The sequence below is a fragment of the Hoeflea sp. BAL378 genome, assembly GCF_000759435.1.
GTDB lineage: Bacteria > Pseudomonadota > Alphaproteobacteria > Rhizobiales > Rhizobiaceae > Hoeflea.
Map to the genome: position 1 here is coordinate 86,602 of NZ_JRJG01000001.1, position 23,278 is coordinate 109,879.

At 62.8% G+C, this 23,278-nt stretch carries 21 protein-coding genes and 1 pseudogene; 19 read left to right on the plus strand and 3 right to left on the minus strand.

All coding sequences use genetic code 11. The features are described from left to right. Positions 1 to 3: 3 nt before the first annotated feature. The 15 genes from nuoH (at position 4) to LL06_RS00495 (ending at position 15,114) form a co-directional block, all read left to right on the plus strand. Positions 4 to 1,050 carry an NADH-quinone oxidoreductase subunit NuoH gene (nuoH, locus tag LL06_RS00425; protein WP_035520938.1) on the plus strand — a complete coding sequence of 349 codons (1,047 nt, stop codon included), beginning with the start codon at positions 4 to 6 and terminating at the stop codon, positions 1,048 to 1,050. Between the two features lie 61 nt (positions 1,051 to 1,111). Next, positions 1,112 to 1,600 carry an NADH-quinone oxidoreductase subunit NuoI gene (gene nuoI, locus LL06_RS00430; RefSeq protein WP_035520939.1) on the plus strand — a complete coding sequence of 163 codons (489 nt, stop codon included), beginning with the start codon at positions 1,112 to 1,114 and terminating at the stop codon, positions 1,598 to 1,600. Positions 1,601 to 1,742: 142 nt separating this feature from the next. Next, positions 1,743 to 2,357 carry an NADH-quinone oxidoreductase subunit J gene (locus tag LL06_RS00435; RefSeq protein ID WP_035520940.1) on the plus strand — a complete coding sequence of 205 codons (615 nt, stop codon included), beginning with the start codon at positions 1,743 to 1,745 and terminating at the stop codon, positions 2,355 to 2,357. Between the two features lie 25 nt (positions 2,358 to 2,382). Beyond that, entirely contained in the window at positions 2,383 to 2,691 is a 309-nt protein-coding gene (gene nuoK / locus LL06_RS00440) for an NADH-quinone oxidoreductase subunit NuoK (RefSeq protein ID WP_035520941.1), read from the plus strand. 7 nt (positions 2,692 to 2,698) lie between these two features. Next, complete coding sequence (gene nuoL, locus LL06_RS00445; RefSeq protein ID WP_035520942.1) at positions 2,699 to 4,684, plus strand: NADH-quinone oxidoreductase subunit L; 1,986 nt, start codon at positions 2,699 to 2,701, stop codon at positions 4,682 to 4,684. Then, positions 4,684 to 6,195 carry an NADH-quinone oxidoreductase subunit M gene (locus tag LL06_RS00450; RefSeq protein WP_035520943.1) on the plus strand — a complete coding sequence of 504 codons (1,512 nt, stop codon included), beginning with the start codon at positions 4,684 to 4,686 and terminating at the stop codon, positions 6,193 to 6,195. Before nuoL ends, LL06_RS00450 begins: the two co-directional genes overlap by 1 nt. Positions 6,196 to 6,215: 20 nt before the next feature. Continuing rightward, the gene (nuoN, locus tag LL06_RS00455) at positions 6,216 to 7,658 is read left to right on the plus strand and encodes an NADH-quinone oxidoreductase subunit NuoN (protein WP_035520944.1); all 1,443 of its coding nucleotides are present in this window, start codon (positions 6,216 to 6,218) and stop codon (positions 7,656 to 7,658) included. Positions 7,659 to 7,676: 18 nt separating this feature from the next. Then, the gene (locus LL06_RS00460; RefSeq protein ID WP_035520945.1) at positions 7,677 to 8,417 is read left to right on the plus strand and encodes a biotin--[acetyl-CoA-carboxylase] ligase; all 741 of its coding nucleotides are present in this window, start codon (positions 7,677 to 7,679) and stop codon (positions 8,415 to 8,417) included. Between the two features lie 131 nt (positions 8,418 to 8,548). Continuing rightward, positions 8,549 to 10,216 (plus strand): ribonuclease J, encoded by a 1,668-nt coding sequence (locus LL06_RS00465; protein WP_035520946.1) that lies wholly within the window; start codon positions 8,549 to 8,551, stop codon positions 10,214 to 10,216. Between the two features lie 10 nt (positions 10,217 to 10,226). Beyond that, complete coding sequence (gene mce / locus LL06_RS00470) at positions 10,227 to 10,631, plus strand: methylmalonyl-CoA epimerase (protein WP_035520947.1); 405 nt, start codon at positions 10,227 to 10,229, stop codon at positions 10,629 to 10,631. Positions 10,632 to 10,641: 10 nt separating this feature from the next. Then, positions 10,642 to 10,923 (plus strand): DUF1467 family protein, encoded by a 282-nt coding sequence (locus LL06_RS00475; protein ID WP_035520948.1) that lies wholly within the window; start codon positions 10,642 to 10,644, stop codon positions 10,921 to 10,923. A gap of 99 nt (positions 10,924 to 11,022) precedes the next feature. Beyond that, entirely contained in the window at positions 11,023 to 11,256 is a 234-nt protein-coding gene (locus tag LL06_RS00480; RefSeq protein WP_035520949.1) for a hypothetical protein, read from the plus strand. A gap of 467 nt (positions 11,257 to 11,723) precedes the next feature. After that, positions 11,724 to 13,067 (plus strand): proline--tRNA ligase, encoded by a 1,344-nt coding sequence (proS, locus tag LL06_RS00485; RefSeq protein ID WP_035520950.1) that lies wholly within the window; start codon positions 11,724 to 11,726, stop codon positions 13,065 to 13,067. A gap of 30 nt (positions 13,068 to 13,097) precedes the next feature. Beyond that, positions 13,098 to 14,417 (plus strand): lipoprotein-releasing ABC transporter permease subunit, encoded by a 1,320-nt coding sequence (locus tag LL06_RS00490; protein WP_035520952.1) that lies wholly within the window; start codon positions 13,098 to 13,100, stop codon positions 14,415 to 14,417. Continuing rightward, complete coding sequence (locus LL06_RS00495; protein ID WP_035520954.1) at positions 14,410 to 15,114, plus strand: ABC transporter ATP-binding protein; 705 nt, start codon at positions 14,410 to 14,412, stop codon at positions 15,112 to 15,114. Before LL06_RS00490 ends, LL06_RS00495 begins: the two co-directional genes overlap by 8 nt. 84 nt (positions 15,115 to 15,198) lie before the next feature. Here the strand turns inward: LL06_RS00495 and LL06_RS00500 are convergent, their stop codons facing one another. Then, entirely contained in the window at positions 15,199 to 16,182 is a 984-nt protein-coding gene (locus tag LL06_RS00500; RefSeq protein WP_035520956.1) for an aldo/keto reductase, read from the minus strand. 69 nt (positions 16,183 to 16,251) lie between these two features. Here LL06_RS00500 and LL06_RS00505 point away from each other — a divergent pair, with 69 nt between their 5' ends. Beyond that, positions 16,252 to 16,647, plus strand: coding sequence for a MerR family transcriptional regulator (locus LL06_RS00505; RefSeq protein ID WP_035520958.1), 396 nt, complete (start codon positions 16,252 to 16,254; stop codon positions 16,645 to 16,647). A 92-nt stretch (positions 16,648 to 16,739) separates the two neighbouring features. Further along, positions 16,740 to 16,983: pseudogene (locus LL06_RS00510) on the plus strand (ABC transporter); the annotation flags it as partial. Positions 16,984 to 17,052: 69 nt separating this feature from the next. Here LL06_RS00510 and LL06_RS00515 read toward each other — a convergent pair. Together LL06_RS00515 and LL06_RS00520 are read right to left on the minus strand one after the other, a co-directional pair. After that, positions 17,053 to 19,248: a P-loop NTPase fold protein gene (locus LL06_RS00515; protein WP_161784905.1), complete on the minus strand. Its 2,196-nt coding sequence runs from the start codon at positions 19,246 to 19,248 to the stop codon at positions 17,053 to 17,055. Between the two features lie 158 nt (positions 19,249 to 19,406). Next, positions 19,407 to 20,084, minus strand: a complete 678-nt coding sequence (locus tag LL06_RS00520; RefSeq protein ID WP_035520962.1) for an alpha/beta hydrolase — start codon at positions 20,082 to 20,084, stop codon at positions 19,407 to 19,409. A gap of 249 nt (positions 20,085 to 20,333) precedes the next feature. Here LL06_RS00520 and LL06_RS00525 point away from each other — a divergent pair, with 249 nt between their 5' ends. Both LL06_RS00525 and sufB read left to right on the plus strand, forming a co-directional pair. Next, positions 20,334 to 21,506 (plus strand): cysteine desulfurase family protein, encoded by a 1,173-nt coding sequence (locus tag LL06_RS00525; protein ID WP_035521026.1) that lies wholly within the window; start codon positions 20,334 to 20,336, stop codon positions 21,504 to 21,506. Between the two features lie 157 nt (positions 21,507 to 21,663). Continuing rightward, a complete protein-coding gene (sufB, locus tag LL06_RS00530) occupies positions 21,664 to 23,133 on the plus strand; it encodes a Fe-S cluster assembly protein SufB (protein ID WP_035520964.1) in 1,470 nt (489 codons plus the stop codon). The last annotated feature ends 145 nt before the right edge of the window (positions 23,134 to 23,278 follow it).

Here is a 23,278-nt window from a genome sequence, read left to right on the forward strand (position 1 = left end):
ATCATGGACGGTTTCATCTCAGCTTATGTCTGGCCCGCGGCCATCATTCTCGGGCAGTCGCTGCTGGTGCTGACGGCGCTGCTGATCTTCATCGCCTATATCCTCTATGCCGACCGCAAGATCTGGGCCGCCGTCCAGCTCCGCCGCGGCCCGAACGTGGTCGGCCCCTGGGGGCTGTTCCAGTCCTTCGCCGACCTTCTGAAGTTCGTCTTCAAGGAGCCGGTGATTCCCTCGGGCGCCAACAAGGGCGTGTTCCTGCTGGCGCCGTTGCTCGCCGTGACGCTGGCGCTCGCCACCTGGGCGGTCATACCGTTCGATGCCGGATGGGTGATCGCCGACATCAATGTCGGCATCCTGTTCGTCTTCGCGATCTCCTCGCTCGAGATCTACGGCATCATCATGGGCGGCTGGGCCTCGAACTCGAAATATCCGTTCCTCGGCGCGCTGCGCTCGGCGGCGCAGATGGTGTCCTATGAGGTCTCGATCGGCTTCGTCATCGTCTCGGTGCTGCTGTGCGTGGGCTCGCTCAATCTCACCGACATCGTCATGGCCCAGGCCAATGGCGTGGGCACGCGGATCGGCCTGCCGAACTCGCTCCTGGACTGGCACTGGTTCGCGCTGTTCCCGCTGTTCGTGATCTTCTTCATCTCGGCGCTGGCCGAGACCAACCGCCCGCCCTTCGACCTGCCCGAGGCGGAATCGGAGCTGGTCGCGGGCTTCATGGTCGAATACGGCTCGACGCCCTACATGATGTTCATGCTCGGCGAATACGCGGCCATCGTCCTGATGTGCGCGCTGACCACGATCCTGTTCCTGGGCGGGTGGCTGCCGCCGCTCGACGTGTGGTTCCTCAACTGGGTGCCGGGCATCATCTGGTTCGTGCTCAAGGCCTGCATGGTGTTCTTCATGTTCGCCATGGTCAAAGCCTTCGTGCCGCGCTACCGCTACGACCAGCTCATGCGGCTGGGCTGGAAGGTGTTCCTGCCGATCTCGCTCGCCATGCTGGTGATCGTGGCCTTCGTGCTCAAGCTGACGGGGACCGCCCCGTGATCGCGACCCTCATTCACACACCCATCCGGCCATCACGGCCGGGCAAGCGCGGAGACTGACCATGTCACTGGCTCAAGCCGCAAAATCGCTGTTCCTGAAGGAATTCGTCAGCGCCTTCTTCATGTCGATGCGCTATTTCTTCGCACCGAAGGCGACGCTGAACTATCCGTTCGAAAAGGGGCCGGTGAGCCCGCGCTTCCGCGGCGAACATGCGCTCCGGCGCTATCCGAACGGCGAGGAACGCTGCATCGCCTGCAAGCTGTGCGAGGCGATCTGCCCGGCGCAGGCGATCACGATCGAAGCCGGACCGCGCCGCAACGACGGCACGCGCCGTACGGTGCGCTACGACATCGACATGGTCAAATGCATCTATTGCGGCTTCTGCCAGGAAGCCTGCCCGGTCGACGCCATCGTCGAGGGGCCGAACTTCGAATTCGCGACGGAAACGCGCGAGGAACTCTATTACGACAAGGACCGGCTGCTCGCCAATGGCGACCGCTGGGAACGCGAACTCGCGCGCAACATCGCGATCGATTCGCCCTACAGGTAAGACACCGGAACGGCGACCCGTAGGGGGCGCGCCGTTTCCACATCAGACGCGGGGAAGGGATGGTGTTTCACCACTCCCTCCCTCAATCGGGGCAGGGACAAGGCTTCCTGTTGCTCGGGGGAAAGACGAAAAGGCGCCGATCATGGGTCTGCAGGCTCTGTTTTTCTATTTGTTTGCCTTCGTGGCAGTGGCTTCCGCGTTCATGGTGATCGCGGCGCGCAATCCGGTGCATTCGGTTTTGTTCCTGATCCTCACCTTCTTCAACGCGGCCGGGCTGTTCCTGCTCACGGGCGCCGAGTTCCTGGCGATGATCCTCTTGGTGGTCTACATCGGCGCCGTGGCGGTCTTGTTCCTGTTCGTGGTGATGATGCTCGACGTCGACTTCGCCGAGATGAAGTCCGGCGCGCTCGAATACGCGCCGATCGGCGCCCTGGTCGGGCTCATCCTGGCGGCGGAACTGATCGTGGTGCTGGGGGGCAATGCGTTTCATCCCGCCGTCGCCGGCAGCGGCGCGAGCCCGATCCCGGCGCTGACTGAGCGCACCAACACCGAGGCGCTCGGCGACGTGCTCTATACCGATTTCATCTTCTACTTCCAGATCGCGGGTCTCGTGCTTCTGGTCGCCATGATCGGGGCCATCGTGCTGACGCTCAGGCATCGCGAAAACATCAAGCGGCAGGACATCTCCCGTCAGGTCGCCCGGACGCCGGAGACCGCCATCGAGGTGGTCAAGGTCAAGCCGGGGCAGGGCATTTGAACGCAGGGATGTGAAGGATAACAGAATGGAAATCGGACTCTCCCATTACCTGACGGTCAGCGCGATCCTGTTCACGATCGGCATTTTCGGGATCTTCCTGAACCGCAAGAACGTGATCGTCATCCTGATGTCGGTCGAACTCATCCTGCTCGCGGTCAACATCAACATGGTGGCCTTCTCGATGCATCTCAACGACATCGTCGGCCAGGTGTTCGCGCTCCTGATCCTGACGGTCGCTGCGGCGGAAGCGGCGATCGGGCTCGCCATTCTCGTCGTCTTCTACCGAAACCGCGGCTCGATCGCCGTGGAAGACGTCAACATGATGAAGGGCTGAGACAGCCATGTACCACGCTATCGTCTTTCTTCCTCTCATCGGCGCGCTGATCGCGGGCCTCGGCGGCCGCGCCATCGGCGCCAAGGCGTCGGAATATGTCACGACGCTGTTCCTGATCGTCGCGGCGCTGCTGTCGTGGGTGGCCTTCTTCTCCGTCGCCATCGGCGACGGCGAGACGGTGCGCGTGCCAGTGATGCGCTGGATCGAGTCGGGCTCGTTCAATGTCGAATGGGCGCTGCGAATCGACGCGCTGACGGCGGTGATGCTGGTGGTGGTCAACACCGTCTCCTGCCTGGTCCATGTCTATTCGATCGGCTACATGCATCATGACCCGCACCGGCCGCGGTTCTTCGCCTATCTGTCGTTCTTCACCTTCGCCATGCTGATGTTGGTGACGTCGGACAATCTCTTGCAGATGTTCTTCGGCTGGGAAGGCGTGGGCGTGGCCTCCTACCTGCTGATCGGCTTCTGGTACAAGAAGCCGTCCGCCAATGCGGCGGCGATGAAGGCCTTCATCGTCAACCGCGTCGGCGACTTCGGCTTCCTGCTCGGCATCTTCGGCCTGTTCGTGCTGTTCGGCTCGGCTTCGTTCGAGACCATCTTCGCCGCCGCCGCCGACTATCTTCCTGCCGAGGGCGCGGAAACGGGCGAGGCGGTGATCCGGCTGTTCGGCATGGAGCTCGACAAGGCGCATGCGCTGACCGGCGTCTGCCTGCTGCTGTTCATGGGCGCGATGGGCAAGTCGGCGCAGTTCCTGCTGCACACCTGGCTTCCCGACGCGATGGAAGGCCCGACCCCGGTCTCGGCCCTCATTCATGCCGCCACCATGGTGACGGCGGGCGTCTTCCTGGTGGCGCGCATGTCGCCGGTGTTCGAACTCTCCCCCGACGCGCTCACCGTCGTCGTCGTCATCGGCGCGATCACCGCCTTCTTCGCCGCCACCGTCGGCCTGGTGCAGAACGACATCAAGCGGGTGATCGCCTATTCGACCTGTTCGCAGCTCGGCTACATGTTCGTGGCGCTCGGCATCGGCGCCTATGGCGGGGCGATCTTCCATCTGTTCACGCACGCCTTCTTCAAGGCGCTGCTGTTCCTCGGCGCGGGCTCTGTGATCCACGCCGTCTCCGACGAGCAGGACATGCGGCGCATGGGCGGGCTCAAGAAGAAGATCCCGATGACCTACTGGATGATGATCATCGGCACGATCGCGCTCACCGGCGTCGGCATTCCCGGCACCATGATCGGCACCGCCGGCTTCTTCTCCAAGGACATCATCATCGAATCCGCCTATGTCGCGCACAATTCCGCGGCCGGCATTGCCTTCGGCCTGCTGGTGATCGCGGCGCTGTTCACGAGCTTCTATTCCTGGCGGCTGATCTTCATGACCTTCCACGGCAAGCCGCGCGCATCGGCCGACGTGATGCATCATGCCCATGAATCGCCGATGGTGATGCTGGTGCCGCTGTTCATCCTGGCCGCCGGCGCCCTGTTCGCAGGCGTGCTGTTCGAAGGCTATTTCTTCGGCGAACATTACACCCAGTTCTGGAAGGGCGCGCTGTTCACCGGACCGGAAAACGAAATCCTCGAAGAATTCCACCACGTGCCGCTGTGGGTGAAGTGGAGCCCGTTCATGGCCATGCTGATCGGCCTCATGACGGCTTGGTACTTTTACATCCGCTCGCCCGAAACGCCCCGGCAACTGGCCGAGGATCACCAGATCCTCTACCGGTTCCTGCTCAACAAGTGGTATTTCGACGAGCTCTACGACTTCATCTTCGTCCGCCCGGCGAAATGGATCGGCAGGTTCCTGTGGAAGCAGGGTGACGTGCGGGTCATCGACGGCTACGGCCCGAACGGCTTCGCCGCGCGGACCCAGGACATCACCGGCTGGGTTGTCAGGCTGCAGACCGGTTATCTTTACCACTACGCCTTCGTGATGCTGATCGGAATTGCAGCGCTTGTCACATGGATGATGCTCGGGAGTGCATTCTGATGACCGATTGGCCCATTTTGTCAGTTGTCACCTTCATACCGCTGATCTGTGTGCTGTTCCTGCTGCCGATCAAGGACGACACCGAGATCGGACGGCGCAACATCCGCCAGGTGGCGCTGCTCGGCACCACCGCGACCTTCATCATGTCGCTCCTGATCTGGGCGAATTTCGATGCGGGCGACCCCGGCTTCCAGATGGTGGAAACCATCGAGCTCGCCGGCTCGGGCTTCTCCTATGCGATGGGCGTGGACGGCATCTCGATGCTGTTCGTGATCCTGACCACCTTCCTTATGCCGCTGTGCATTCTCGCGAGCTGGAACTCGGTGCAGACCCGCGTGCGGGAATACATGATCGCCTTCCTGGTGCTCGAGACGCTGATGATCGGCGTGTTCTGCGCGCTCGACATCGTGCTGTTCTACGTCTTCTTCGAGGCGGGCCTGATCCCGATGTTCATCATCATCGGCGTGTGGGGCGGCAAGCGGCGCGTCTATGCGAGCTTCAAGTTCTTCCTCTACACGCTGGCAGGCTCCGTGCTGATGCTGCTGGCGATCATGGCGATGTACTGGGACGCGGGCACCACCGACATCCGCCTGCTGCTGGCGCATGATTTCCCGGCGGGGATGCAGACCTGGCTGTGGCTGGCGTTCTTCATGTCGTTCGCGGTCAAGATGCCGATGTGGCCGGTGCACACCTGGCTGCCCGACGCGCACGTGGAAGCGCCGACGGCAGGCTCGGTCATCCTGGCGGGCATTCTGCTGAAGCTCGGCGGCTACGGCTTCCTGCGCTTCTCCCTGCCGATGTTCCCGCTGGCGTCGGACTATTTCGCGCCGTTCATCTTCACCCTCTCGGTGGTCGCCATCATCTACACCTCGCTGGTGGCGCTGGTGCAGGACGACATCAAGAAGCTGATAGCCTATTCCTCGGTGGCCCACATGGGCTTCGTCACCATGGGCATCTTCGCCGCCAACCAGCAGGGCGTGCAGGGGGCGATCTTCCAGATGCTGAGCCACGGGCTGGTCTCGGGCGCCTTGTTCCTCTGCGTCGGCGTCGTCTACGACCGGATGCACACCCGCGAGATCTCGGCCTATGGCGGGCTCGTCAACAACATGCCCAAATACGCGGTGGCGTTCATGATCTTCACCATGGCCAATGTCGGGCTGCCCGGCACCTCGGGCTTTGTCGGCGAGTTCCTGACGCTGATGGGCGTGTTCCAGGTCAACACCTGGGTGGCGGCCTTCGCCGCGACCGGCGTGATCCTGTCGGCCGCCTATGCGCTGTGGCTTTACCGCCGGGTCGTCTTCGGCGCGCTGGAGAAGGAAAGCCTCAAGGCGATGCTCGACCTGTCGAACCGCGAGAAAGTGATCCTCTATCCGCTCATCGCGCTGACAATCCTCTTCGGTGTCTATCCGGCGCCGATCTTTGATGTGACGGCAGCTTCGGTTGACGCGCTGATCAACAACTACTCAGCTTCGCTGCAGGCAGCGCGCGATCTCGCGCTGTCGGTCAACTGAGCTACGGAGACTGCGGGACCATGACGCCAGAAATACTCACTTCCAGTCTACAGCTTTCCGTGCCCGAACTCATGCTGGCCGTTGGCGCCATGGCGCTTCTGATGGTCGGCGTGTTTTCCGGCGAGAAGTCGGTGACGCTCGTCAACGGCCTTGCGGTGGCTCTGCTGATCGCGGCCGGCCTCGTGCTGGTGCTGGTCACCGACAATGGCGAGGCCTTCAACGGCGCGTTCCTGTCCGATCCCTTCGCCCGCTTCATGAAGGTGTTGACCCTGATCGGATCGATCACGGCGATGGTCATGACCGTGGGCCATGCCAAGGCCGAGCGGATCGACAAGTTCGAGTTCCCGGTGCTCATCGTGCTGGCGACGCTCGGCATGATGCTGATGATCTCGGCCAATGACATCATGGCGCTCTACATGGGCATCGAGCTGCAGTCGCTGGCGCTCTATGTGATCGCGGCGATCAACCGCGACAGCCTTCGCTCGACGGAAGCTGGCCTCAAATATTTCGTGCTGGGCGCGCTGTCGTCGGGGATGCTGCTCTACGGCATGTCGCTGGTCTACGGCTATACCGGCCATACCGGCTTTGATGAGATCGCAGCGGCGATCGGCGGCGGCGAGCGCTCGCTGGGCCTGATCTTCGGCCTGGTGTTCCTGCTCGCGGGCGTCGCCTTCAAGATCTCCGCCGTGCCGTTCCACATGTGGACGCCCGACGTCTACGAAGGCGCGCCGACGCCGGTGACGGCGTTCTTCTCCGCCGCGCCGAAGGTTGCCGCCATGGCGCTGTTCGTGCGGATTGTCATCGTCGCCTTCGAGCCGGTGACGCTCGACTGGCAGCAGATCATCGTCTTCATCTCGATCGCCTCGATGGTGCTCGGCGGCTTCGCGGCCATCGGCCAGAAGAACATCAAGCGGCTGATGGCCTATTCGTCGATCGCCCATATGGGCTTCGCGCTGGTGGGCCTGGCGGCGGGCAGCCAGGCCGGCGTGCGCGGCGTGATCCTCTACATGCTGATCTACATGGTGATGACGCTCGGCACCTTCGCCTGCATCCTCGCCATGCGCCGCAAGGAAGACGGCAATGTCGAGCAGATCGACGATCTGGCCGGCCTGTCCTCGACCAATCCGTTCATGGCGCTGATGCTGACGATCCTGATGTTTTCGCTCGCGGGCATTCCGCCGCTGGCAGGCTTCTTCGCCAAATACATGGTCTTCGTGGCGGCGATCGAGGCCAAGCTCTACGCGCTCGCCATCATTGGCGTGCTGGCCTCGGTGGTCGGCGCCTATTATTATCTTCGGATCATCAAGATCATGTGGTTTGACGAAGCTGCGGGCTCGTTCGTGCCGGTGGCGGGCGAACTCAAGCTGGTGTTCGGCATTTCCGGCCTGTTCATGCTGTTCTACGTCGTCGTCTCCAATCCGCTCGGTCTGGCCGCCGACGTCGCCGCCAAGACATTCTTCTAAGATGTCGCGGCGGGTCGCATGACCGGACCGGATTTCCGGCACATCGAACTGGGGGACGTCTCCTCCACCAATGTCGAGTGCATGGAACGCGCCCGGGCGGGGGATGCGGGCGGCCTGTGGATCACCGCGTCGCGGCAGACCGGCGGCCGCGGCCGCAGGGGCCGCACTTGGATATCGGAGCCGGGCAACCTATATGCATCACTTCTGCTGATCGATCCGGCGCCGTGGGAAGGCATGGCCAGCCTGCCGCTCGCGGTGACGCTGGCGGTCCACGACGCGGTCGCGGCGCTGTTGCCGGACGGTTCGGGGCAGCTCCGGATCAAGTGGCCCAACGATCTGCTGATCGACGGGCGCAAGACGGCGGGCATCCTGATCGAGGCCGAGCCGCTGGGCGACGGTCGCAGGGCAGTGGTGATCGGCTGCGGCGTCAATGTCGCGCACAGGCCCGAAGCCGGGGCCTATCCGGCGACCTGCCTGGTCGAGCAGGGCAGTTCCGCCACCCCGCAGGACCTGTTCGCGCGCCTGGTGGTGAGCATGGAGCGGGTGCTGGCGGAATGGGACCGGGGCCGCGGCCTTGCCGCGATCCGCGACGCCTGGATCGCGCGCGCCCACGGCATCGGCAGCCCGGTGACGGTGAATTTGCCTGACCGGCAGATCCATGGTCTGTTTGACGGCATAGACGGCGACGGCAGGCTGATGCTCGCCTTGCCGGATGGAGAAAGACAGCTTATCGCCGCCGGCGACGTGTTTTTCGCCTGATGCCGCATGGTTTTCACCTTGGACCCGGTCTGGTCCGAGGTGAAAATCATGCGACATGAAGACTGAAGAGGTGGCCCCGACGCATTGGATCCAATGCGCGGCGCCGCCATGACCCAATGACAGGACACTTGATGACCAAAGACAATGACCTCGCATTCCTTCCGCTTGGCGGCGTCGGCGAAATCGGCATGAACCTCGCGCTCTACGGCTACGGCTCGCCCAAGAAGCGCGACTGGATCATGGTCGATTGCGGCGTGACGTTCCCCGGGCCGGACCTGCCGGGGGTCGATCTCGTCCTTCCCGACATCGACTTCGTGAAAAGCCTCGGGGCCAGTCTCAAGGCGATCATCATCACCCACGCCCATGAGGACCATTACGGCGGCCTGGCGCAGCTCTGGCCGCACCTCAACGTGCCGGTCTATGCCTCGGCCTTCACCGCGGGCATGCTCGAGGCCAAGCGCGCCTATGAGAGGACCCGCGCGGAGGTGCCGGTCAATCTGTTCAAGGCCGGGCAGCGCTTCACCGTCGGTCCGTTCGAGATCGAGCCGATCGCGGTCAATCACTCGATCCCCGAGCCGTTCTCGCTGGCAATCGGCACGCCGCTCGGCAAGCTCATTCACACCGGCGACTGGAAGATCGACATGACGCCGTCGCTCGGGCCGCTGACCGACGAGAACCGCTTCCGGCAACTGGGCGAGGAGGGGATCCTCGCCATGATGTGCGATTCCACCAACGCCATGCGCGAGGGAATTTCACCGTCCGAGAAGGAAATCAGCGCCGGCCTGCGCGAGGTCATCGAAAAGGCCGAGGGACGGGTGGCGATCACCACGTTCTCGTCCAATGTCGGCCGCATCCGTTCGATCGCGGAAGCCGCGCGCGAGGCCGGCCGCGAAGTGTTGCTGCTCGGCAGCTCGATCAAGCGCGTGGTCAATGTCGCCCGGGACTTGGGCATGATGGACGGCATCCCCGAATTCCTGGCCGAGGACGAATTCGGCTATATCCCGCGCGATAAGGTGGTGATCATCCTCACCGGCAGCCAGGGCGAGCCGCGCGCGGCTCTCGCCAAGCTGTCGCGCGACGAGATGCGCAATGTCGCGCTCGCGTCCGGCGACACCGTGGTGTTCTCCTCGCGCGCCATCCCCGGCAACGAGAAGGGCATCATCGACATCAAGAACGGCCTGATCGAACAGGGCGTGAAGATCGTTACCGATCAGGACGCTCTGGTGCATGTCTCGGGGCATCCGCGGCGCTCCGAACTGGTGCAGATGTATGAATGGGTCAAGCCGCAGATCCTGGTGCCGGTGCATGGCGAAGCCGCGCATCTGGTGGCCCAGGCCGAACTGGCGCAGGCGTCCGGCATCGCGCTCACGCCCAAGGTGCGCAACGGATCGATCCTGCGGCTTGCGCCGGGAGCGCCGGAAGTGATTGGCGAAGCCCATCACGGCCGCATCTACAAGGACGGCAACCTGCTGGGCGATTTCGACGAGATGGGCATTTCCGAGCGGCGCAAGCTGTCGTTCGCGGGTCACGTCGCCGTCAATGTCGTGCTCGACCAGCGCTTCGAGTTCCAGCGCGATCCGGTGGTGACCGCGATCGGCCTGCCGGCATTCGACGGCGAGGGTGACGACATGGAAGACATTCTCTATGACTCAGTGCTCGGAGCGGTCGAAAGCATTCCGCGCGGACGCCGCAAGGACACCGACGGCGTGCGCGAGGCGATCCGCCGCTCTGTGCGGGCGGCGGCGAACGAGGTCTGGGGCAAGAAGCCGGTCGTTACGGTTTTTGTCATCAAGGTGTAAGAGGACGATCATGCTTGGACGCCTGAACCATGTCGCCATCGCGGTGCCGGACCTTGCCGCGGCGACCGCCCAGTACCGGACCATGCTCGGCGCCGAGGTGACCGAGCCGCAGGCGCTGCCCGAGCACGGGGTGACGGTGGTCTTCGTCCTGGTGCCCAACACCAAGATCGAGCTGCTCGAGCCCCTGGGCGAGGGCTCGCCGATCGCGGCCTATCTCGCCAAGAACCCCTCGGGCGGCATGCATCATGTCTGCTATGAGGTCGACGACATCCTGGCGGCGCGCGACCATCTCAGGGGCGCGGGCGCCCGGGTGCTGGGCGACGGCGAGCCGAAGATCGGGGCGCATGGCAAGCCGGTGCTGTTCCTGCATCCCAAGGACTTCAACGGCACGCTGATCGAACTCGAACAGGTCTAGGAGCGCAATCATGGGATTCGGCACGGGGTTCGCGATCTTTTTCATCATCTGGTGGGTGGTGCTGTTCACGGTGCTGCCGTTCTCGGCGCGCAGCCAGGCCGACGAGGGCGAGGTGACGCTCGGGACCACGCACAGCGCGCCGGCCGACTTCCGCTTCTGGCCGGTCTTCCTGCGCACGACGCTGATCTCGGCGGCGGTCTTCGCCGCCTATTTCCTCGTCACCGTGGTGGGCGGCTATTCGCTCGACGACCTGATCGCGCTCGCGCCCGATTTCAAGCCCAAGGCCGACTGAGCCGAAGGCGGAGCCGGTGCCCGCCGGGCCCTGCATCATGGAACATAAGCTCATGCGTCGCGTTTTATCGGGACCAGCAATGATCCACGGAGATGCACCATGTCCAAGAGCCCGAACACGTCGACGCGCCCGACCGAGGCGGACCTCGCGCAGGACAAGATGGGCGCCAATTCGCTGCAGGGCGACGACCAGGGCAATGTCCACACCCAGCGCCAGGCGCAGGCGGGCGTGAAGAAGACGCCCGACGGCAGCGTGGTGGAAAGCCTCAAGAAGATGGACAAGGACATCCGGGCCGAGAAAGACCTCGGCAAGGGCGCGGGCGAGCCGGACTGACCGGGCGCTGAATGCCGCAGGGAGTTCCGGTCCTATCCGAGGCAGGCCGGAGCGTCCCGCCGGGCGGCGGCCGCGCCAGCAACGCACCAGGTTCAAGCCAAAAAAAAACAAGGCACATGGCCTTGTTGTTCAGGTGTCGCGTGATCTGTTTCCCGGTTGCCCGGGGGCTGCGAACAAAGCGCGCCTGAGATCCTATCCTCCCAAGACTTTGACCGCGAAATGAGCACTATCCCGTGGGAAGTGCCTCTTTAGTAAGCTTTATTTAGCTCAAACAAAGCGGCTTGTCACGCGTTTTATGACGCTGTTGTGGCAATCCCGAAGACAAAAGAACCAAAGTCAAATCCGCGCGCGGGGAGCGCCGCCGTGACGGGTTTTCTTTGACCGGCGAAGCGGATATGAACGCGGGGCACGCCGTCCCTCATTTCGCCTGATTCAGCCTGCAAGGCTCGAGCAAACCGGATACTCCCATGCGCCTGTCCAAGTATTTTCTGCCGATTCTCAAGGAAAACCCCAAGGACGCGGAAATCGTCTCGCACCGCCTGATGGCGCGCGCCGGCATGATCAAGCAGCAGTCGGCGGGGATCTACTCCTGGCTGCCGCTCGGCAAGCGGGTGCTCGACAAGGTCTGCGACATCGTCCGCGAGGAGCAGAACCGGGCCGGCGCCATCGAGATCCTGATGCCGACGGTCCAGCCCGCCGATCTGTGGATCGAAAGCGGCCGCTACAACGACTATGGCGACGAGATGCTGCGCATCAAGGACCGGCAGGACCGGGCCATGCTCTATGGACCCACCAACGAGGAGATGGTCACCGACATCTTCCGCTCCTACGTCAAGTCCTACAAGGACCTGCCGCTCAATCTCTATCACATCCAGTGGAAGTTCCGCGACGAGCGCCGTCCCCGCTTCGGCGTGATGCGCGGCCGCGAGTTCCTGATGAAGGACGCCTATTCCTTCGATCTCGACTACGAGGCCTCGAAGGCGGCCTACAACCGGATGTTCGTCTCCTATCTCCGCACCTTCGAGCGCTGCGGGCTGAAATCGATCCCGATGCGCGCCGACACCGGCCCGATCGGCGGCAAGCTCTCCCATGAATTCATCGTGCTGGCGGACACCGGGGAATCCCAGGTGTTCTGCCACCGCGATTTCGAAGGCTTCGCCGTGCCCGGCGCCGACATGAACTACGACGACAGTGCCGCCGTGGCGGCGATCGTCGACAAGTGGACGACGCCGTTCGCCGCCACCGACGAGATAATGGAGAAGGAAGACTGGGCGCGCGAGGCCTGGGACAAGCTCGGCGAGGAGTCCCGCGTCTCCGCCCGCGGCATCGAGGTCGGCCATATCTTCCATTTCGGCACCAAATATTCCGAGCCGATGAACGCCTATGTCCAGGGCCCCGACGGCAAGCAGCATTTCGTCTCCATGGGCTCCTACGGCATCGGCCCGTCGCGGCTCTTGGGCGCCATCATCGAGGCGTCGCATGACGACGCCGGCATCATCTGGCCCAAGGGCGTGGCGCCGTTCGACATCGGGCTCATCAACATGAAGCCGGGCGACGCCGCCTGCGACGCGGCCTGCGAGAAGATCGAGACCGCGCTCGAGAATGCCGGGCTCGAGGTGCTTTACGACGACACCGACGAGCGCGCCGGCGCGAAGTTCGCCACCGCCGACCTGATCGGCCTGCCGCTGCAGGTGATCGCCGGGCCGCGCGCGGTCGCCGAAGGCAATGTCGAGATCAAGGTCCGCGCCACCGGCGAACGCGAAACGCTCTCGATCGACGACGCCATCAACCGCCTCGCGCAAGCAAGCTAGGCGAGTGTCCGGTTTGAAGGGAATTCTTGCATGACCGACACGGACGCCGCCACGCCAGCCCCAGAGCGCTCGGACTCGCCCACGGCATCGCCGTCGGCGCGGCCGTTCTCGGCGTTCGAGCGGATGGTGGCCTGGCGCTATCTGAAGGCGCGGCGCAAGGAGGCGTTCATCTCGGTGATCGCCGGCTTCTCCTTCGTCGGCATCATGCTCGGCGTCGCCACGCTGATCATCGTCATGGCGGTGATGAACGGGTTCCGCGGCGAGCTGATCACCCGCATCCTCGGCATCAACGGCCATGTCGTGGTGCAGCCGATCGACCGGCCGCTCGACGATTACGATGCGCTGGCGACCCGCTTCAAGGGCGTCGAGGGCGTGAAGATGGCGATCCCTCTGGTCGAGGGCCAGACGCTGGCCTCGGGTGTCGGCGGGGCCGGCACGGGCGCGCTCGTGCGCGGCATCCGCGCCGAGGACCTGCAGGCGATGAAAATCGTTTCCGACAACATCCGCTCGGGCGACATGGTGGGGTTCCTCGCGGGCGAGGGTGTGGCGATCGGCTCGCGCATGGCGCAATCGCTGGGGCTCTCCGCCGGCGACCTGATCACGCTGGTGGCGCCGGAAGGCGACGTGACGCCCTTCGGCATGACGCCCCGGGTCAAGGCCTATCCGGTGTCGGCGATCTTCGAGGTCGGCATGTCGGAATATGATTCGTCGATCATCTACATGCCGCTCACCGAGGCGCAGCTCTATTTCAACGCCGAAGGCCTGGTGCAGTCGATCGAGATCTTCGTCGATGATCCCGACGACATCGACGCGATGCGGCCGAAGATCGAGGCGGCGGCGGAACGGCAGATCTTCATCACCGACTGGCGGCAGCGCAACCAGACCTTCTTCTCGGCGCTGCAGGTGGAGCGCAACGTGATGTTCATGATCCTGACGCTGATCATCCTGGTGGCGGCGCTCAACATCATTTCGGGGCTGATCATGCTGGTCAAGGACAAGGGCCACGACATCGCCATCCTCAGGACCATGGGGGCCACCTCGGGCGCGGTGATGCGGATCTTCTTCATGACCGGGGCGGCGATCGGGGTGACCGGCACCATCGCCGGTTTCCTGCTCGGCGTCGTGGTGTGCCTCAATGTCGAGAGCATCCGCCAGTTCTTCTCCTGGATCTCGGGGACGACGCTGTTCAACCCGGAGCTCTATTTCCTGAGCCAGCTCCCGGCCGACATGGATTCGGGCGAGACCATCGTCGTCGTCGTGGTGGCGCTGGTGCTGTCCTTCATCGCCACGCTGATCCCCTCCTGGCGGGCCTCGAAACTCGATCCGGTGCAGGCGCTGCGCTATGAGTGATCCGGCAGGCAGAAGCGGGCAGCCGGTGCTGCAACTGGTCAATGTCGGCCGGCATTTCGTCCAGGGCGAGAACCAGATCTCGATCCTCGACGGCGCCAATTTCACCCTCCAGGCGGGCGAGACCGTGGCGCTGGTGGCGCCTTCGGGCACCGGCAAGTCGACGCTGCTGCACTTGGCGGGCCTGCTCGAGCGCCCCGACGAGGGCGACGTGATCGTCGACGGCGAGAATTGCGGCCAGCTCTCCGACGACCGCCGCACCGCGATCCGCCGCTCCGAGATCGGCTTCGTCTACCAGTTCCATCATCTGCTGCCCGAGTTCTCGGCGCTCGAGAACATCATGATGCCGCAGCTCATCACCGGCCTCAACAAGGCCGACGCCAAGGAACGCGCGGCGCAACTGCTCGACTACATGCGCATCGGCCACCGCGCCGAGCACCGGCCGTCGGAACTCTCGGGCGGCGAACAGCAGCGCGTGGCGATCGCCCGCGCGGTCGCCAACGCGCCGCTGATCCTGCTTGCCGACGAACCCACCGGCAACCTCGACCCCGAAACCGCCGGCTACGTGTTCGAAGCGCTCGACGCACTCGTGCGCCAGTCGGGCCTGTCGGCGGTGATCGCCACCCACAACCACGATCTCGCGAGCCTGATGGATCGGCGGGTGACGCTGGTGGATGGCAAGGTCGTCGAGATGGAGTGAGGGGGCGGGACGGCTGGCCGAGCCGGCCGCCGCCCTTCGCAAGGCGTGCGGCGCCGCCACCGGCGACGCCGGGCGCGAGCTCCCCTAGACGGTGATCCCCCGGACTGCGGAGGCAAGCGGCGCCAGCGCCTCCATCTCCGGCTCGGTGAGCAGGATGGAGGCCGCCGCGACGTTTTCCATGAGACGGCTGCGCTTCCGCGTTCCCGGTATCGGCACGGTTTTCACCTTGAGCCTGCGGCTCTGGGCATAGAGCCAGGCCAGCGCGATCTGCGCCGCCGAAACGCCGCGCGCCGCGGCGATCTCCTCGATCCGTGCCACCAGCCGCATGTTGGCTGCCCGGTTCTCGGCCGAGAACCGCGGGAAATTTTGGCGCGCGTCGGTGTCGGTGAGCGTTGTCGCGAAGGCCCGGCCGGTCAGCATGCCGCGCCCGAGCGGTGAGTAGGGAACCACCGTCACCCCGAGTTCGGCCGCGGCGGGGACCACGTCGTCTTCGATATCGCGGGTGAAGATCGACCATTCCGACTGCAGCGCCGCGATCGGATGAACGGCATGCGCGGCGCGCAGCTCTGCCGCGCTGACGGCGGACAGGCCAAGCCACTTCACCTTGCCCGCTTTGACCAGATCGGCCATGGCGCCGATGGAGTCTTCGAGCGGCACGCTGTCGCTCCGGCGATGCATGTAATAGAGGTCGATGACATCGACGCCGAGGCGCTGGAGCGACCGGTCGATGGCCGCCCGGATGAACTCCGGACGATTGTCAATGCTCCAGTCGTCGGGGCTTTCCGGCGTCCGGCGGAAGCCGAATTTCGTCGCGATCGTCACACGGTCGCGGTTGGCCGCAACGAAGGGCGCCAGAAACTCCTCGTTGGCGCCGACGCCGTACATGTCGGCGGTGTCAAACAGGGTAACGCCGAGGTCGAGCGCGCGCTCGAGCGTCAATCGTGACTCGGCCTGGTCGGTTTCTCCGTAGAATTCGCTCATGCCCATGCAGCCCAGGCCCTGGGCGCCGATCATGGGGCCATCCTGGCCGAGTTGAACCTGGGGCAGGGATTTGTTTTCGCTTGTCATGTTGGGTCTCCACATTTCGACAAGCACCGTCTATAAGTGTGGAGTGTACTCCATGGTAAAGGGTTTAAAATGCTCATTTCGGAATTTGCAAAGGCGACGGGACTCCCGGTCGACACGATCCGGTTCTATATCGCCAAGGGTCTGCTCAAGCCTGACCGCGGCCTCAAGGGCGGCTCGAATCCGTTTCAGTTGTTCACGCCCGAAGAGGTGACCGTCGCGCGGATGATCCGGCTTCAGCAGACCCTCGGCTATACGTTGGGAGAGATCCGGGCTCTCAACGACGAGTACCGCGCGGGCGCGCACTCCCCGGAACGGACACTTGAAGTTCTCCAGTTGCAGATCGAAAGGTTGCAGCACCGCAAAGCGGCGCTGGATGCAGCCCTGACCTTTCTCCACGGCAAGGTCGAGTGGATCAGGTCCGGCCGAACGGGTCCCGCGCCGCAGATGGAAGACGACCAGCGCTGACCCGGGGCACCGGCAAACCGGCCGCACGGGATTGACGGAGAGGGCGCCTGCGCTGGACTCCGTGCTTCACGGCAGCATCGAAGAGGGGCAGGGGCGAGCATAAAGGCGTGGCCATCGCCCGCGCGGTCGCCAACGTGCCGCTGATCCTGCTCGCCGAACCCACCGGCACCCTCGACCGCGAACCCGCCGGCTACGTGTTCGAGGCGCTCGACGCGCTGGTGCGGCAATCGGGGCTGTCGGCGGTGATCGCGACGCACAAATCATGATCTGGCGAGCATGATGAACCGGCGGGTGACGCTGGTGGATGGGAAGGTTGTGGAGGTTGTGGAGGTTTAGGGGGGGGGCGGTAGGTGCGTTTCAAGAGCCTAGTGTCTGTGCTTCGTTAAGAACCGCTTTTCCCCTAGGTCATTCGCCCTCTGCCTCCAGGTCTGCTGCCTCTGGTGAACGTCCTTGCTTAAATTGCTTTGAACCGCGGACAATTGCGCTTAAAATGCTGCGTTGGTCATCTGTCAGATCACTAGATTTCAAGTGTTTTTGGCCCGCATCCACGAGTATATTCAGATCATAGAGGTCCGCATCAGGGTAATCGCGCATGGTGTATCTCCGAGTTTTCGTGCCGATGCTATAGCTCACCAAGCCCCGTGCAGCCTTAGCCATGAACGTACCACTTCTAAGCATTCCCTCGGTTAGCCATTTTTTTGGTTGATCATTGCCTGCCAGATACGACCACACCCGGACAATGTTGAAATAGTACGTAGCCTCGCTGAGCGTGCCCGCAGTCAATGCTTCGTAAAGCTTGGACAAAAACACCTCTCCCAGCTTGTTGAAGGCGTCCAGGGTTATTGTCGGTTCCTCGCTCGATGCCGACTTAAAGACCCTAAGTTCGCGGCCGCGGTCGGTCAATTCCTCAGCCATGAACATTACCGATGTGGATTTCTGGAACGCCTCCAACATATGGTAGCCAGCTTCCTCAGAACCCCATTGCTCTAGCATATTTCTAATTAGGAACCTCAGTTGCGCGCTGTGTGATAGTTCGAACGTACCAGCATCGTGATCGATTGAGATGATTTCCTCGCCAACCCTGTACAGCGCATCCAGGAGTCCTTGCTTGGGTTCGGCTGGCTGAGGTGCTCGGAACCTGATGCGGAGTTCATCGAGGAGCTTTGCGATCATCAATTCGCCGCGGCTATTAGTCCTCCCGAGGTAGCTACGTATAATGCGCTCGAGATCGTCAGCATTCTCCAACTTGCCCATTAGATCGTTGATGACCGCTCTGGGGATCGCATCGGTGGAAGGATATAGGCCAAAGTAGGTGTCGTACCCGTCGGCACTAGCTACACCTCTTCTTCGCACAGTTTCGACATGCGCTTCCTCAACAAAAGAATCCCGACCCTCAAACCACTTCCCTGCCTGTGGAAAGAGAACGGCAAGAACGCGTAGAACCTGAGACTTAATGTCGGCTGATAACCGCTTTTTCAGACCATCGACAGCGTCTTGTTTCACTTCGTCGCTCGACAACACAAAGCGTCCCTCGTTGAACAGGAAGTCCCGATTGTCTCTTATCCAAGAAAATGCACCGGCATCGAATAAGCGCAGACCCTCCATGGCTAGTAGATCCTGTGGGTCAATTTCGCCTTCCATGGCTGGCCACGAAAACTTGACGGCGTTCGCGAGACGGATCACGTCACGCGGCGACCTAATCCACCTGCCTACTCCGTCTCGAACGAGGTACTGCCAACGTGTACTGTTTGGCGCGTCTGCGGTAAGGAAAAAAATCTCCTCGTCGAGAATCGCGAGGAGTGCATTCCGAGACGGCCTCGGCAGCTCTATTTCTTGCTGAACGATCTTCTCCGCGAAACGTGGCCCTGCCCGCATCGCTCCCTGGTCCAAGGCGTTCCAAACGATGTCGCGGTCGTATGAAAGAAGGTAAACCACGTTGGGCAACTGACCGATACTTTTGACCATCTGCATAATAGAGCGAACGTGTTCGTCTTCTAGGCGATCGATGTCGTCAATTGTCACTAGGAATCGTTTGCCGCTCCGGCCGAGTTGCTCTCTCAAGCTCTGATACGCTGCCTGAAGCGACGGGTCTTCGAGAAACTGCCCCAAAAGAGCGTTCACAGATTTCTTGGTTAGATTCGCGCCGAAGCCCGCCGCTGCGCCGGTCGGGTCGACACTCAATGCGACGGTTGCGGCGGCATCAACCAGATTGTCCGTCGTTCCATGGAGAAAATTAAAGGTCCGGCGCCGCATTCGCTCCCATTTGCTATCTTTCGGACCAAGTCGCTCCGACATGATCTTGAAGAACGCCATGATAAGGTCCTGATGGCCGGACACAATCCACGGGCGAAAGTCGATATTTATTACCTGATCTTTTTCGTTCTCAGCATTATGCTTATTGATGTGCGCGAGTATGAAATTGATAACCGTTGACTTGCCGCTCCCCCAATGGCCATGAAGTCCGATTACATAGCCATTAGGGGCTCTTAGTGAGATGATCACTTTGGCAATCCGCGCTGCAAACGGGGCGTGATTAAGCCGATCATGCTGCCAAGGATTATCTTTTGGCAGGTCATCGCCGAGAACAATTTTTTTGGTCAACGCTCCTCCAACAAAATCCGCTCGTTCGTTATTTCTGTGATCCCCTATTTAAAGTATATGACCCAAAAAGTTGTACAACTGTTTTCAGTATAACGGTGTAAAAAAAGGCACGGCAAGTTCCCTCGCCATGCCTCCTTCATTCAGCCTTAATCGCAGCCTCAGCGCAGCCGCTTGGCCGCCGTCTCCGGCACCAGTTCGCCGGCCAGCCGCCGGTCGAGGTAGTCCTCGCACTCGGTCATCAGCTCGTCGACCTTGCCGGTGAAGAAGTGGTTGGCGCCGGGCAGGGTCTTCTGGGTGATGAGGATGCCCTTCTGCAGCTTCAGTTTCTCGACCAGGCCGTTGACGTCCTTTTCCGGCGCCACGCGGTCGGCGTCGCCGTGGATGATCAGGCCCGAGGAGGGGCAGGGAGCGAGGAAGGAGAAATCATAGGTGTTGGGCTGCGGCGCGATCGAGAAGAAGCCCTCGATCTCGGGGCGGCGCATCAAGAGCTGCATGCCGATCCAGGCGCCGAAGGAATAGCCCGCCACCCAGCAGCTCTTTGAATCCGGATGCAGGCTCTGCACCCAGTCGAGGGCGCCTGCGGCATCGGAGAGCTCGCCTGCGCCATGGTCGAACTCGCCCTGGCTGCGGCCGATCGAGCGGAAGTTGAAGCGGAGCGTGGTGAAGCCGCGCTGCTGGAACATGTAGAAAAGCTGGTAGACGATCTGGTTGTTCATCGTGCCGCCGAATTGCGGGTGCGGGTGCAGCACGATGGCGATCGGCGCGTTCTTTTCCTTGCCCGGCTGGTAGCGGCCTTCGAGGCGTCCGGCGGGACCGTTGAAAATGACTTCAGGCATTGATACTCCATACATGGGCTGGGTTCTCGCCGCCTCCAGCTCAGTGTCGCGAGGCCGGCCGGCGAGGGGGATATCGCGTCCGCGCCCTTGACGGCGGCGAGGAGGCTCCCTAGAACCTAGTTTAGAATCGTTCGAAACTGCAGCGGGTTCGCTGAAAGTGTGTGTGTCTTACGGCATCGGACACGGAAAATTCAAGAAAAATGCGTGCTGCCCCGCAAAAGGCGGCGCGATTGGCGGGTAAAGGTCAGCATGGCGAAGGAGCGCCTCTATCTCGACTACAACGCGACGGCTCCGCTTCTTGACGAAGCGCGGGCGGCGATGCTTGACGCGATGGAGCTGCCGGGCAATCCCTCGTCCGTGCATGAGGAAGGCCGGCGGGCGCGGGCGGTGATCGGACGGGCGCGCGAGGCGGTCGGCCGGCTCTGTCAGGTTCCTTCGGCGCAGGTCACCTTCTCGTCGGGCGCCACCGAGGCCGCCAATCATCTGCTCACCCCCGACTACCGCATGGGCCGCGCGGCCCTCCGGATCTCGAGACTGTTCGTGAGCGCGGTCGAGCATCCGGCGATCCTGTCGGGCGGCCGGTTTTCGCCCGACCAGGTGACCGTGCTGCCGGTCGACGCCGAGGGCCGGCTTGATCTTCTTGCACTCGAGCAGGCGTTTGCCGGGCACGATGCCTCTTCAGGGCAGGCAATGCTCGCGCTGCAGCTTGCCAACAACGAGACCGGCGTGATCCAGCCGGTGCGCGCGGCGGCCGACATCGTCAAAACCCATCACGGGCTGATGGTGGTGGACGCGGTGCAGGGCGCAGGAAGGCTCGACCTGTCGCTTGAAGGTCTCGGCGCTGATTTCCTCATCCTGTCGGCCCACAAGATGGGCGGACCCAAGGGAATCGGCGCGCTGGTCAGCGCCGGCGAGACCCTGATGCCCGCTTCCCTGCTGCGCGGCGGCGGCCAGGAGAAGGGCCATCGCGGCGGCACCGAGAACCTCATCGGCATCGCCGGTTTCGGGGCTGCGACTGAGGTGGCTGCGGCAGCTCTCGCCGGCATCACGGCGACCGGGGCCTTGCGCGACCGCCTGGAAGCGGGCCTGCGCGACCTGGCGCCCGACGTGATCATCCATGGCGCCGGCGCGGACAGGCTCGCCAACACCAGTTTCTTCTCGCTGCCGGGGCTCAAGGCCGAGACCGCGCAGATCGCCTTCGACATGGAGGGCATGGCGGTGTCGGCCGGCTCGGCCTGCTCGTCGGGCAAGATCGGGCTCAGCCACGTGCTCGCGGCCATGGGCGCGGACGCCGACCTCGGCGCCATCCGGGTCAGTCTCGGCCGCGGACACACGACCGACGACGTCGCCCGGTTTCTGGCTGCGTTCGGGACCATCAACGCCCGGCGGATCGCCCGCAGGGCAAATCAGGCCGCGGCATGAGGCCGCGACCGTAAAACTCTTCGCGAAAATGTGGAATTTTCGTGATTGACATGGCGTGAACCGTCTTCACGTCCTACATAGTGAGGCAACTCCCATCGGGTGTTCCACACGACGTTAACAAGCTGCCGGCCTTGACCCGGCGAGATTGGAGAGCGCCATGCCTGCTGTGCAGGAGACCATCGATCAGGTCCGTCAGATCGACGTTGACCAATACAAATACGGCTTCGAGACCGTCATCGAAAGCGATACGGCGCCGAAGGGTCTCACCGAAGACACGATCCGGATGATTTCGGCCAAGAAGAACGAGCCCGGCTGGATGCTCGAATGGCGGCTCGACGCGTTCAAGCGCTGGCTGCAGATGGAAGAACCCACCTGGGCGCGCGTCGACTATCCGAAGATCGACTTCCAGGACATCCATTATTATTCCGCGCCGAAGAGCAGCGCCGGACCGAAGTCGATCGACGAGGTCGACCCGGAACTGCTGCGCGTCTACGAGAAGCTCGGCATTCCGCTGCGCGAGCAGGAGATCCTGGCCGGCGTGCAGACCTCCAAGATCGCCGTCGACGCGGTGTTCGATTCGGTCTCTGTCGTCACCACCTTCAAGAAGGAACTGGCCCAGGCCGGCGTGATCTTCATGTCGATCTCGGAAGCCATGCGCGAGCATCCGGAACTGGTGCAGAAATATCTGGGCACCGTGGTGCCGGTCACCGACAATTACTACGCCACGCTCAACGCCGCCGTGTTCACCGACGGCTCCTTCGTCTACGTGCCCAAGGGCGTGCGCTGCCCGATGGAGCTGTCGACCTATTTCCGCATCAACGAGAAGAACACCGGCCAGTTCGAACGCACGTTGATCATCGCCGAGGAAGGCGCCTACGTCTCCTATCTCGAGGGCTGCACCGCGCCGCAGCGCGACGAGAACCAGCTTCACGCCGCCGTGGTCGAGCTGATCGCCATGGACGACGCCGAGATCAAGTATTCGACGGTGCAGAACTGGTATCCGGGCGACAAGGACGGCAAGGGCGGGATCTACAATTTCGTCACCAAGCGCGGCGACTGCCGCGGCGACCGCTCGAAGATTTCCTGGACCCAGGTCGAGACCGGCTCGGCGATCACCTGGAAATACCCGTCCTGCATCCTGCGCGGCGACGACAGCCGCGGCGAGTTCTACTCGATCGCGGTGTCGAACGGCTACCAGCAGATCGATTCCGGCACCAAGATGATCCATCTCGGCAAGAACACCTCGAGCCGGATCATCTCCAAGGGCATTTCCGCCGGCCATTCGTCCAACACCTATCGCGGCCAGGTCTCGGCCCACCGCAAGGCCACGAATGCGCGCAACTTCACCCAGTGCGACTCGCTCCTGATCGGCAACGAATGCGGCGCGCACACGGTGCCCTATATCGAGGCCAAGAACTCGACCGCGCAGTTCGAGCACGAGGCGACCACGTCGAAGATCTCCGAGGACCAGCTTTTCTACTGTCTCGCCCGCGGCATCCCCGAGGAAGAGGCGATCGCGCTGATCGTCAACGGTTTCGTCAAGGACGTGATCCAGCAACTGCCGATGGAATTCGCCGTCGAGGCGCAGAAGCTGATCGGCATCTCGCTCGAAGGCAGCGTGGGGTGATGGCTATGGCTGGCTCGGATCTCGCCCCGCGTCATCCTCGGGCTTGTCCCGAGGATCTGCCGAAGGTGGCGGATCGGGCATTGGTGAATAGATGATGGAAGGCTTTCTCTTGGGACGGTGACGATTGAGGGGCCAGTAGATCCTC

Bases quoted from the DNA above. Each gene is read 5' to 3' on its own strand.
- LL06_RS00465 (WP_035520946.1), top strand. From the start codon at position 8,549: ATGACCAAAGACAATGACCTCGCATTCCTTCCGCTTGGCGGCGTCGGC.
- mce (WP_035520947.1), top strand. From the start codon at position 10,227: ATGCTTGGACGCCTGAACCATGTCGCCATCGCGGTGCCGGACCTTGCC.
- LL06_RS00450 (WP_035520943.1), top strand. From the start codon at position 4,684: ATGACCGATTGGCCCATTTTGTCAGTTGTCACCTTCATACCGCTGATC.
- nuoH (WP_035520938.1), top strand. From the start codon at position 4: ATGGACGGTTTCATCTCAGCTTATGTCTGGCCCGCGGCCATCATTCTC.
- LL06_RS00475 (WP_035520948.1), top strand. From the start codon at position 10,642: ATGGGATTCGGCACGGGGTTCGCGATCTTTTTCATCATCTGGTGGGTG.
- LL06_RS00500 (WP_035520956.1), bottom strand. From the start codon at position 16,182: ATGACAAGCGAAAACAAATCCCTGCCCCAGGTTCAACTCGGCCAGGAT.
- LL06_RS00435 (WP_035520940.1), top strand. From the start codon at position 1,743: ATGGGTCTGCAGGCTCTGTTTTTCTATTTGTTTGCCTTCGTGGCAGTG.
- sufB (WP_035520964.1), top strand. From the start codon at position 21,664: ATGCCTGCTGTGCAGGAGACCATCGATCAGGTCCGTCAGATCGACGTT.
- LL06_RS00480 (WP_035520949.1), top strand. From the start codon at position 11,023: ATGTCCAAGAGCCCGAACACGTCGACGCGCCCGACCGAGGCGGACCTC.
- LL06_RS00490 (WP_035520952.1), top strand. From the start codon at position 13,098: ATGACCGACACGGACGCCGCCACGCCAGCCCCAGAGCGCTCGGACTCG.
- nuoK (WP_035520941.1), top strand. From the start codon at position 2,383: ATGGAAATCGGACTCTCCCATTACCTGACGGTCAGCGCGATCCTGTTC.
- nuoN (WP_035520944.1), top strand. From the start codon at position 6,216: ATGACGCCAGAAATACTCACTTCCAGTCTACAGCTTTCCGTGCCCGAA.
- nuoL (WP_035520942.1), top strand. From the start codon at position 2,699: ATGTACCACGCTATCGTCTTTCTTCCTCTCATCGGCGCGCTGATCGCG.
- LL06_RS00495 (WP_035520954.1), top strand. From the start codon at position 14,410: ATGAGTGATCCGGCAGGCAGAAGCGGGCAGCCGGTGCTGCAACTGGTC.
- proS (WP_035520950.1), top strand. From the start codon at position 11,724: ATGCGCCTGTCCAAGTATTTTCTGCCGATTCTCAAGGAAAACCCCAAG.
- LL06_RS00525 (WP_035521026.1), top strand. From the start codon at position 20,334: ATGGCGAAGGAGCGCCTCTATCTCGACTACAACGCGACGGCTCCGCTT.
- nuoI (WP_035520939.1), top strand. From the start codon at position 1,112: ATGTCACTGGCTCAAGCCGCAAAATCGCTGTTCCTGAAGGAATTCGTC.
- LL06_RS00520 (WP_035520962.1), bottom strand. From the start codon at position 20,084: ATGCCTGAAGTCATTTTCAACGGTCCCGCCGGACGCCTCGAAGGCCGC.
- LL06_RS00505 (WP_035520958.1), top strand. From the start codon at position 16,252: ATGCTCATTTCGGAATTTGCAAAGGCGACGGGACTCCCGGTCGACACG.
- LL06_RS00460 (WP_035520945.1), top strand. From the start codon at position 7,677: ATGACCGGACCGGATTTCCGGCACATCGAACTGGGGGACGTCTCCTCC.